6 protein-coding genes are annotated in these 11,236 nt (G+C 65.4%); 1 reads left to right on the top strand and 5 read right to left on the bottom strand.

Annotated features, from left to right (window positions below):
• Positions 1 to 111: 111 nt before the first annotated feature.
• The 3 genes from HZA32_17310 to HZA32_17320 all read right to left on the bottom strand — a co-directional run bounded on the left by HZA32_17310 (position 112) and on the right by HZA32_17320 (position 4,521).
• Positions 112 to 1,053, bottom strand: coding sequence for an NAD-dependent epimerase/dehydratase family protein (locus tag HZA32_17310; GenBank protein MBI5425838.1), 942 nt, complete (start codon positions 1,051 to 1,053; stop codon positions 112 to 114).
• 29 nt (positions 1,054 to 1,082) lie between these two features.
• Positions 1,083 to 3,272, bottom strand: a complete 2,190-nt coding sequence (locus HZA32_17315) for a hypothetical protein (GenBank protein ID MBI5425839.1) — start codon at positions 3,270 to 3,272, stop codon at positions 1,083 to 1,085.
• A 232-nt stretch (positions 3,273 to 3,504) separates the two neighbouring features.
• Positions 3,505 to 4,521, bottom strand: coding sequence for a Gfo/Idh/MocA family oxidoreductase (locus HZA32_17320; GenBank protein ID MBI5425840.1), 1,017 nt, complete (start codon positions 4,519 to 4,521; stop codon positions 3,505 to 3,507).
• A 203-nt stretch (positions 4,522 to 4,724) separates the two neighbouring features.
• Here HZA32_17320 and HZA32_17325 point away from each other — a divergent pair, with 203 nt between their 5' ends.
• Positions 4,725 to 5,867: a LacI family DNA-binding transcriptional regulator gene (locus HZA32_17325; GenBank protein MBI5425841.1), complete on the top strand. Its 1,143-nt coding sequence runs from the start codon at positions 4,725 to 4,727 to the stop codon at positions 5,865 to 5,867.
• A gap of 679 nt (positions 5,868 to 6,546) precedes the next feature.
• Here the strand turns inward: HZA32_17325 and HZA32_17330 are convergent.
• Both HZA32_17330 and HZA32_17335 read right to left on the bottom strand, forming a co-directional pair.
• Positions 6,547 to 7,641: a formylglycine-generating enzyme family protein gene (locus tag HZA32_17330; GenBank protein MBI5425842.1), complete on the bottom strand. Its 1,095-nt coding sequence runs from the start codon at positions 7,639 to 7,641 to the stop codon at positions 6,547 to 6,549.
• Between the two features lie 112 nt (positions 7,642 to 7,753).
• Entirely contained in the window at positions 7,754 to 11,164 is a 3,411-nt protein-coding gene (locus tag HZA32_17335) for a hypothetical protein (GenBank protein ID MBI5425843.1), read from the bottom strand.
• Between the last annotated feature and the right edge of the window lie 72 nt (positions 11,165 to 11,236).

Consider the following 11,236-nt stretch of genomic DNA (forward strand, 5'->3'; position numbering starts at 1 on the left):
GGCACGTGATCGCCGGCCCGCGGAAATTTTTCCAGCACTTTGGCGTGAGCGCCACCGCAGCCGCTCGCCGACTCGCAGTCGCTCCGCACCGTGTCGCGAGTGCCGACCCGGCTACCCTCGAAGCGTGGCGAGCGTCTTGCGCAGTCCTGCCGCCAACGTTCCCGTCGGTGCCCAGCCGGCTTCACGCAAACGCGAGATGCTCGCGCGCGAATGCCGAACGTCACCGTCGCGGACAGGCGCGAATTGGATCGGGGAGTGCGAACCAGTCAGCTGCAGAATTTCCTGCGCCAACTCCAAAATCGTGATCTGCGCGCCGTAGCCCGCATTGAAGACCCCTGTGGCGTCTTCCCGACTCGCCACAAAAATCAGCGCGTCGACAATATCCTCCACGTAGATGAAGTCCCGGGTCTGTCCGCCATCGCCGAAGATCGTGAGAGGACGCTGCGCCAGCGCTTCGCGGAAGAACAGGGGGATCGCAGCGCCATAAGGGCCCGCAGGGTCCTGTCGCGGGCCAAAGACATTGAAAAAGCGCAGTGCCGCCGTGGACAAACGCCCGGCCTCGGCGAACTGCCGACAATAGTATTCGCCGTCGAGCTTGGTCACCGCGTAGGGACTGCGTGGCTCCGGCAGCATCGTCTCGACCTTCGGCACCACGGGATTGTCGCCGTAAACAGCCGCCGAACTCGCCAGGCACAGTTTCTTCACTCCAGCCGCAGCAGCGGCCTCCAGCACATTGAGCAATCCGGTGACGTTGAGTTCGACGCACGCATGGGGTTGGCGCACGGATTCTGGCACACTGATCATGGCCGCAAGGTGGAAGACCCACGTCGCACCTGCGACCGCATTGGCGACCGCCTGCCGATCGAGGATCGACGCCTCGATCAATTCGACTGCCAAGCCCTCGAGGTTGGCGCGTGATCCAGTCCGGAAATTATCCAGCACACGCACGCGCATGCCGCGCCGCAGCAGCTGCTGGGCGAGGTGACTGCCAATGAATCCCGCGCCGCCCGTGATCAGCGCAACTTTTCCCGCGGTGGGGTTCCCTGTGATCATGATGCTGTGCCGGGAGGCGTGCGCTCAGATCAACGCGAAGAATTCGTGCGCCGGACGCTGCCGTCAACCGGTCCGTGCCACACTCCTCCGCCATAGGTGAGGATGAACACTTTTCCGGGAGTTTTCGGGTCCGGCTCGACGCGTTGTCCCCACTTGAAGTCGTAGCCCGCGATCGTCTGCCAGTGGCGACCTTCGTCCGTCGAGCGATATGCTTTCCCGTTGAATCCGCAGGCGTAGTGATCACCCGTTCGCGTATCCGTCGTCAAAGTCGCGATGTGCGCGTCCGCGACGAGCACCGGCGCCCACGTCCGCCCGTCGTCCGTCGAACGATAGATGCCGCCTTGCGAATCCCCCTTCGCCGACTGGATTCCTCGTCGGCCCCACGCCGCCAGCAGCAGCGTGCCGGCAGGCAGACTCTCTATGGCCAGGCTGGTCGGAGCGGTGACGCCTTCCGGCAAGGCAAGCCGTTGCCACGACTCCGCACCATCGACGGAGCGATAGATTGCACCGATCTGGTCGGCGGAAGGCTGGGCGGCGTCCTTGCGCCGGAACACCACGAGAAACAGTGCGCGGTCACTGGCCCGCCGGTAAATACGCCAAGCCAACGGCTCGTGGCTATCCAGCCCTTGATTCTTGCTTTGCCAGCTCGCGCCTCCATCCACGGACTTCAACACGCCGCGACCAAATGCGCAGGCATACAACGTCCGCCGGGTGTCGGAGCTTTCCGGATCGAGCAACAAATCCGTCACCGCCGCCTCCCCCACCTCGAGCTTCGCGGTCTGCCAATGCTCCCCCGCATCGTCGGAAAACAGGATGCCGCCGTCGAACGCCCTCGGCTCCCGCTTCCGCCACATTTTCTCCCGCGGTAGATCGTGCGTGCCGCTCATCGCAGCCCATACTCTACCCCGGACGGCGGGGTCGAATACCAAGGCGTAAGTCGTATTTTCCCATTTCGCCGGCAGGCCCGGCGCGGGAGTAGCCGCGCTCCAGCTTTCGCCGCCGTCCCGGCTGCGTAGTAGGCCGATGTCCGTGCACGCCATCAGGACGTGCCGGGCGTCAAACGGATCGAACTTCAACGCATAAACATTGGTAACATCAAGACCACGCGACATCCATCCGCCTGTTCCGCTGGCCCGCGTATACACCTGCTGCCAGGTCCGACCACCATCGGTCGTCTGCATCGTGCGGCCGAAGTCAGTCGCCAACACCCGGCGAGCGTCGCGCGGATCAACACTCATCGCCAACGGATTCTCGCCCCAGTCCGGTCCGAAATGCTCGTCGATCCAACCCGCGATGGCCCCCTTCTCCTTGTCTGCAGCCAGCGCGTCAGGGACAACCCGATCCAGCCACGGGAAAATCCAAGTGTGTCCTCCGTCATCGCTCCGCGCCACGCCCAGCCGTTCGCTGCCATCCGCTCCGATCAGACCTTTAAAGGAGAGATACACCACGGTCGCGTCGTCGCGCGGCACCGCCACGGCACGGAAATCGACCCGCCGCGTGCCCGGAAAATTTGTTACCAGATGCGCTGAAAGGTCCGTCCATTGCGCGCCGTTGTCGCGCGAGACAAGTAGGCGCGAATCATCCCCGCCCGTGACGGCGTAGATCGTTGTCACGTTCGCGATGGAATCGTGCGCCGCCGCCACGCCGGCAATCGTCAGGCCGGCCGGCGCGGCATAATCCGTATGCTCCTCCCCTCGAAAAACGACGAGCCCGCTCGCCTGCACCGCAATCAGTGTGCGCGACACCAGCGGCGAACTCGGATCGACGATCAGCGCTATGGGACGTCGCGCTAGCGTCGCACGCCGCGTCCAAGTGCGTCCGCCGTCATTCGACGACACCAAGGTCTGCTCTTCGCCCAACTGCACCGCCGCGTGAATCGCGTTCGGTATCGCCGGATCGCTGGCCAACGCGGTGACCCGATACGCACGACCGTCGCGCGTGAACTGATTGATATCCGCGTGATCGCCCACCGCGACCGGCTCGTCTGCTTCGCTCTCAGCCGGCAACAATTTCGTCCAAGCCCGACCGCGATCACGACTCACCCAAAGACAGTTACCGCGCGCATAGACCGTGTCGGCATCGCGCGCGTCGAAGGCGAACTCGCGCACGACTTCCTGCAGGTTGAACATCCGCCACGAGACACCCGCATCGCGCGACACGTAGGCTCCGGTCATGTCGCACGCCACGAAGAACAGGTTCGGATCGTGCGGGCTGATCACCGGACAAAAAGTCGCGCCGCCGCCGCCGGGACCGATTATCCGCCAGCCATCGCCCCGCCCGGGAACCGTCACTGGTTCCGCCGCCACGAGTGAGATCGCAGCGCAGGCCAAGGCCAGATACACTAAACCTGTTCGCTGCCAGCCGACGCGGGCTAAACCCACAAAGCCACGGCGGCAGGTCGTCGCCGCTGTGTCGCCTCCGCTCCACCAGCTTGTCGGATTTTGCATAATCCTATTCGACGGATACCAATCTTCGCGCGTCGCTGTCCCACACCAGTCGATCGGTGCGACGCGACCGGATCGCCTCCATCAAAGCCACTTGCTGTCCGCACTCCGAAAGCGTCGGCGCCGGCCGCCCCGTCGCGCTCGCCACGACGGCGCAAAAGGCCGCGATCTCGTTGTAGACGCCGCTGCGCGAATGGACGGGCGACGCCGCATCGGAATACACCGCGTGCCGCACACCGCGCCGCCAGTAATCGACTTCGCCCTGCAAATCGGCTTCTGGGGTCGCGGCCAGGCGGATTTCCAGCGTCTGCCCCGCCGCGTCCACCGAGATCATTTCCACGCTGCGACCGGCGTCCGGCAGAATGTCCAAATGCGAGCGGATACCCGACTGCGCCACCGCATCCAGCGTGATCCGCACCGGTTGCCCACGCTCCACTGGTCCGAAACGAAACTGCGCCTCGGTGAAGGGGCTGCCGCCGAGAAACAGGAGCGTGTCGAGGGCATGAATGGCCGTAGTGGAGAAATCCTCGTTCAGCCGGCCGCACCGCAACATCGTGTAGCTGATGCGGCTAATATGCGCCTGCGTGAATTTCTCCTCCAAAACAGCGCGAGCGCGTCCGAGCGCTGGCATGTGTCGACGGTTGAAGGCTACTTGGTTTGGCACGCGGTCACGCACGGCCACCGCCTCCAAGCTCGCCCACTGCTCGAGCGTGAGCCCCGGCGGCTTCTCCAACAGCAATGGCACCCCTTCCTGCAATACCCGCAACGCCGCCTCGAACATCACGCCGCTGGGCACGGCCATGAGCACGACGTCCGGCTTTTCCTCCCGGCACATGGCGAGCAAATCCGTGTAAGTTCGCCGCGCGGCGAATGCCTCGGCGAAGGCACGCGCCTTCTGCTCGACCACGTCACAGCAAGCGGAAAATTCCCACTCCGCGTGCTGCGCGATCAGCTGGCGGATCGCAGGACCATACTGATGGTTTGCGAACCAGCCGCAGCCGACCATGCAAAGCTTGTAAGGCATGAGGACTATCGAGCCCGGCCGATCGCGAGGCGCACATCGCGTCCCGCTCTGACTCGCTGTCGGCCGGCCCGAGCGCGGGTGACGGCGGGCGAAACTGCTGACTGGTTCACAGGGCTTGCCATTGCCCGGACACAACGCGCCGCATCTGCGATTGGCAACGTCGGTCTTGCTTCGCCCGGCTCCTCGTAACTATGCAGTAAACGATGAATTTGTCGCCCGCCCCCACCACGCGTTCGCTGGCCAAGGAAGCCGGCGTGACATCGATGACTGTTTCGCTCGCGCTACGCAACAATCCCAAGATTTCCGTCGCGACGCGCAAACGTATCCAGCGGCTTGCGCTCAAGCGCGGCTACCGACCGGACCCCACGGTGTCGCGACTCATGCATCATCTGCGCATCCGCCGCTCACATCGCTTGCAGGCGATGATCTGCGGGCTCACGGATCACACATCGTCCCGTCGTCACGATTGGGTCGGGCGCATCGCCGAGGGCGCGCGCGCGCGCGCCACCGAACTCGGCTTCGGCTTCGATCTGCTCAATCTCGCCGACTATGCCGGCAGTCCAGAGCGGCTCGAGCGCGTGCTCCTCAGCCGCGGAGTCGAAGGTCTGCTGCTGTTGCCGTTGCGCACTCCGGTGGTTTGCGACGACGTGCTGGCGTGGAATCAGTTTTCGGTCGTCTCCACGAGCCACTCCGTGATCAGTCCCGAGTTTTGCCGCGTCGTGTCGGACCAATTCAACAACATGATGCTGCTCTGCCGCGAACTCACGATTCGCGGCTACCGGCGCATCGGCCTCGATATCTCCTATGAAATGGAGCAGCGCGTGCGGCACAACTTCACGGCGGCACTCGCTTGGCACAACGCCTACGGCGGCACGGAAATCGTGCGCCCGCTGGTCACCCCGCCCGGCAACATTGATTACCGCAGTCTGCTGATCCATTGGCTCGAGCAGGAAAAGCCTGATGTGATCATCACGCCGGAAATCGACCGCCTGAAGGAAACCGCGGCCCGGATCTATCGCAGCGAGCCGCCGCCGTTCGCCTACGCCTTGGTCGACGTCGGCCCCAACCGTCCCGACGGCGGCATCGACGAACGCGGCGAGTGGATCGGTCGCACCGCGACGGATCTGTTGTCCGGAATGATTCTGCGTGGAGAAAAGGGAGTGCCCGAGGTCACGAAGAACATGCTGATCCAAGGAGCATTCGTGCCGGGCGCTCTCGCGCGTGTCCGCGAAATCGCCGGGCGCTCCACTCGGAAACGCGAGCCGGGAAAAGCCAAACAGAACAATCGGAAATCCAAAGCCGCCACACTCAAGCACGGCCGAGCCGCAAGGATCGAGCGGCGCTAGCAATAACGCGCTGCCTTTCAGAGCAGCGCGCCGTGCCGTTGTAGAGTCGCGCCATGGCCCGCGCGGATCGGTTGACTGCTGGCTTGCAGCGTGACGCTTCAACACAGCCTTCGTGTCAGTGCCGATCGCACCGGCCAAGTAGTAGACGTCCGTGGTCGTAAGCCGAGCGCCGCGCTAGTTTTCAACCACGGGCGCCATAGCGAACCCCCATTTGATCATCCTCGCGACGGGATCGGGCGCTTGCGCGGGAAAGAGCCAGCGCCTCGGTGTCGCTCACCGCAATCCGGCACTCGCACCCAACCGACTCGAGGGCCTGGCGAATCAAATCCCCTACCGGCGCACGATCCTCAGCTTGTTAGGCTCACCGTCGCGAGGCCGGAAGGACGGGCGCGAAGGAGTGCAGGTGAAAGGCGAGAAGCCCATCGAGACGGAACCGCCAACCTGCGCGACAAACCAACCTGTCTAAAACTGACAGCGCCCCCTCGCCCCTGGCCCGAAGCGGAGCAAAAATGCCGGGCCACGGACCGGAGAATCGAGTTCATTCTCTCCTGAACGCGTCTCTTTCGACGGGTTCCCGGCGGCATCTCCCATGCAACCGCCTATCGAGACGCATGGTTCGAAACGCCGAGGACCCACAAAATCGAAAACGAAGCCGACCAAGATGGCCGTCGCGCGCCAGTCACGGAGAGTCAACCGCCGCCGCGTCGCGCACGCAGCGGAAGCCCAGGTGCACGCTGCCCGTGTCGGGAGCACCTTTCCCGCGCGAACCGAGCGTGTAGCGGATGCAATACTGGTCCGAACAAAGGAAGGAGCCGCCGCGCTGCACGCGTTTCGCCAAACCGGGCTCGCCAGGATCGAATGACGCTTCGCGGGTGGGACCATGCGGATTTCGTGTCACACCATTGTGCGCTTCCGCCGTGTCGCGGGCATAGGCGTCGGGCCGATACCAGTCGCTGCACCACTCCCAGACGTTGCCGGCCATATCGAACAGCCCATAGGGATTGGGCGGAAACGAGGCCACCGGCGCGAGGTCCGCGAAGCCATCAGAGGCCGCGTTGTGCGAGGGGAATTCGCCCTGCCAGATGTTCGCCATCCAGCGACCGTCCGGCACGAGTTCGCTGCCCCAGGTGAAACGCTCCCCTGGCCGTCCACCACGCGCAGCGAATTCCCATTCCGCTTCCGTCGGCAGGCGTTTGCCCGCCCACCGCGCGTAAACCTCGGCGTCTTCGTAGCACACGTGCACCACCGGAAATTTCTCCCGACCATCGAGCGAGCTGCCCGGGCCCTGCGGATGACGCCAATCCGCGCCCGGCACGTAACGCCACCACACGAGCGCATTGGTCAGCGGCACCGGCCGCGCCGGCGGCAGGAACACCACCGAACCGGGCACGAGCAACTCCGCGGGCGCGCCGGGATAATCCTCCGCGCGCGGCTTTCGCTCGGCGACGGTCACGTAACCCGTCGCGGCGACGAAGCGGGCGAACTCCGCGTTCGTCACCTCCGTCGCATCCATCCAGAATCCGTTTACGGCCACGCGATGAATCGGCTGCGCGTCGGAACCCGTCGTGCCGCCCGGCCCGCAGAGTTCGGGTCCGACTTCCGCGAGGCCCATCGAGAATTCGCCACCCGGAATCCACACCATCCCCGACGGCGGCTCGGCCGCCGGCACGAACGTGTTGGCCACCGTCGGCTGAAATGACGCTGCCGCGGCACGCAACGCGAGCGGCAGGACGATTGACATGCACGCGACGGCGCGGAATACGACTCGGAACATGCGCACGACGAAACGCCCTCCGCGCCCCGCCGCAAGCCAGCGCGCGGCGACGGCGGGAAGTTTCTGACGAGGCGAAGCGGGCGCACCCACGGTGGTTTGCAGGGCGGAGCGCTCAGTTTGGCTCGAGGAACACGAGGTAGTTCACCGCCGCCAGCGTGTTGCCGCCGTTCTTGAGGCCGCCGAGCGTCACGGTGCCGCTAGTCACTGTCGCTTTCCAGACATCGAGCGTCGTCGCCGTCGTCGAGCCGCGTTCGGTGATCGAGATCGTTGTCGTCTGCTTCGAGAAACCCTGCGCCGAGAGCCAGCCCGGCGTGGCGCCGGTCGGCACGGCCACGTAGACTTGGCAGCTCACTGCGGGTTGGAGCTTGAGGAGCGAAGAACTCGTGTCGGAACGGTCATCCATCGAGGTCGTGCACAGCCAGACCGCGCCGGCGCTCGGCAACGCGTCGAGCTGATAGGCGGCGTCGATGTAGGCCTGCGTGCCGACGCGCGCGAGCGTCGGGATGTGGCGCCAGTCGTTCACCCAAGTGCCGCCCGACTTCCGTTTGAACGCCACGTCCAGCGGCATCTTGTAGCGGACGCCGAAGCCCTCCGTGCGCATGCCGACGTAGTGGCGCTTGACGCCGTCGACGGTCGCGGTCCGCACGAACTCCGTCGATGCGTTCGGGATGCCGTCGTTGAACCAGGCCCAGCTCGTGCCGGCATTCGTGGTGCGCAAGACGCCATAGGAGCTGGCGACGACCACCTCGTCGCCCGTTCCGGTCTCGATGTGCGAGAACGTCAGGTCGGCCGGCAGTCCGTCGGGAAACAGCGTGGTGTTCATGGCGGGATTCAGCTGCTGCGTCCACGTGCTGCCGCCGTCGGTGCTCTTCCACAGGCCCGCGCTGGTGCCGCCGTTCACCCCGGCGTAGAGGTGCGTGACGCCACTGCGACTCACGGCCGCGATCGCCCCGATCTTCGCGAACGAGATCGCGCCGGTCGGGAACAGTTTCGTCCACGCCGCAGAGCCGACCTTGCGGTAGAGGCCGCCGTTGGTGCGCTCGTCGCTGCAGTAGAGAGTCGTGGCCGTGTTCGGATCGACCCGGACGTGCGAGAGATGCGAACCGCCGGGCAGGCCGTTCGACAGGTCGCTCCACGTCGCGCCGCCGTCGATGCTCCGATAGATTCCGCGATGCACGTAGCGATTTTCGACACTGGCAATCTTCGGCAGCGAACCCGAGCCGTTGGCGGCCTTCAGGCCGTCGTTCACGAAGACGAGCGAAGCCGCCTTGTTGGTGCCGCCACCGTAGATCACCGCGCGCTTCGTCGTCGTGCTGTCGTCGAGGATCACGTCGAACCGCACCAGCACCATGTCGCCTGAGAGCGCACTGCCCAGCGTCACGCCGGCGGTGACACTCTGCGCGGAGGTCGCGGTCGCCATTTCCAGGACCTTCGGGCTCGTGTGCGGGATCTCGGCGACCACCGCGCTGCCAGCGCCGCTGATCGCCCAACCCGCGGGCGCGCCGCCGGTCGTGTCGCTTTCGAAGGTGCTGAGGCTCGCGGGCGCGGTCTGGTCGTAATACGAGGCGTAGAGGCCGACGTTGTCGGCGAAGAACTTCGTCGCCGCCGTGCCGCTGGGAATCTGGAACTCCAGCTTCGAGATCGCGCCGGCGGCGCTGTTTTCGAAGGCGAACGGGGTCGAAGTGAGGAGCTTGCCGTCGACGTAGACGTCGTAGGTCTTGGCTGTGGTGTTCAGCACCGCCTCGACGCGATACTGCGCCTTGCTGCCGGCGGAGAGGTAGATGATGCGCTGGCCGTCGACGGAGCCGGACGCGAGCACGGTGGGATCGAGCGCGATGTCCCAAATGTTGTTTTCGGTCACGCCGTTCAACACTCCGGGCGCCGTGTTCGAGAACGTCGCGCCGCCGTCGGTGCTCTTGAAAAAGTGGGGCACGTCGCGCGGGGGCACGCCGAAGTCGATCGTGCGATAGGCCGAGGCCGCGTAGACGATGCTGGCGTTGTCCGGATCGGGCAGGATGAAGCGGCCCTTGCCTTGCGTGGCGTTGTCGGGATTGAAGCGCAGCGTCCAGCTCGTGCCGCCGTTGGCGCTGGTCCAGAAACCGCGGTCGGTGTCGGCGCAGAACATTTTCGTCGGATCGCCCGCTGCGAGGCTGAGGTATTTGCCGCGCCCGCCTTCGAGGCCCCAACCGCGGTAGGCGCCTCCGCTCACGCTGGAGGTGAACGACCGGAACGAGACCGCCGAATCCGCGCTCTTGTAGTTGCTCGCCACGTCGCCGGTGACGAACACGTGGTCGTTGCTCGACGACTCGGCCCACACGCCCAGGATCGCCGGACGGAACACGCCCTGATAGTCGAGCGTGACGTTCGGGTCGGACTCGCTGACGAGCGTCCACGACGTGCCCGAATTCGTGCTGCGCAAGACGCCGCGCGCCGCCGCGGTTTTCGCGGCGTAGGTTGCATACACCCGCGTCGACGAACCTGCGCTCACCTGCACGTTGTAGAAGAAGCCGGTGTCGGAGAAACTCCCCGCTGGCGGCGTGAAGCCGACGCTCAGCTGTGACCACGTGGCGCCGCCGTCGGTCGACTTGTAGATGCCGCCGCGATTGCCGGTCTCGCCCGGCGGAATCGCATCGGTCAGCAGGAACGTCTCCATGTCATCGTAGGGCATCATCGTGACGTAGATGATCTGCCCGGTCGTCGAGGCGGGATCGAAGCACACGCCAAAGACCGCGCGATGCGGCAGCTGGTTGGTGCCCGGCGCGCCGAGCCGCGTCCAAGACCCGGCGGCGAACTTGTAGAGTCCCTGGTCGGTCGCGGCGAGGACGATGGACGAGTCCGTCGGATGCACGGCGATGTTGCAGACGGTGCCATAAACGCCGCTCGGGATCGGGAGTGCCGCCATCTCCGTCCACGACTGGCCGGCGTCCGTGCTTTTCCACATCGCGGGCAGCGACTCGGAGATGCCGATCTTGCCCTTGTAGTAGACCCGGCGGTTGCCGCCGCCGGCATACATCACCTGCGCGTCGGACGGTGCCGTTTGAAAAACACTGATCGCCTGGGAAAAACCGCCGCTCGGCGGCGTGACGGGCGCGAGCAGAAGCTCACCGGTGGTCGGGGAGACATAGGAGCGGAACACCTCCTTGCTGTCGGTGCCGACCAGCACCGTGCGACCGGTCGGGTCGGCCGCGACAAACTTCACGACGTTGCCGTTCGCTTTGCCTTCACCCGCCGTGCCGGCGAAGGTCGGGCCGCCCAGCGGCACGAAGCTCTGCGCCTCGTCGAAGCTCACCCACACGCCGCCGGAATCCACGCCGGTCGCGACGAAATAGCGCCCGCGCGTGCCGCCCGGCGCGGTCAGGACGTCGAGATCGTCGATGTAGCCGTTGCCACCCATGCCGATCGGCACCCACGGCGCCTGATCGGACGAGGAAAACGCGAGGACGGATACGAGGCCGGTCCAGCCGGCGAGCGCGACGGCACCGAGGCCGCGCGCGAAACGAGACATGAAGGAGACAGATTGCATGGGGAGACTTTCCGGCGCGCCCAACACGGGCACGCGCTGCGAGGGGTGACCCGCACGCTAACACGACCGAGC

Source organism: Opitutia bacterium (assembly GCA_016217545.1).
GTDB lineage: Bacteria > Verrucomicrobiota > Verrucomicrobiia > Opitutales > Opitutaceae > Didemnitutus.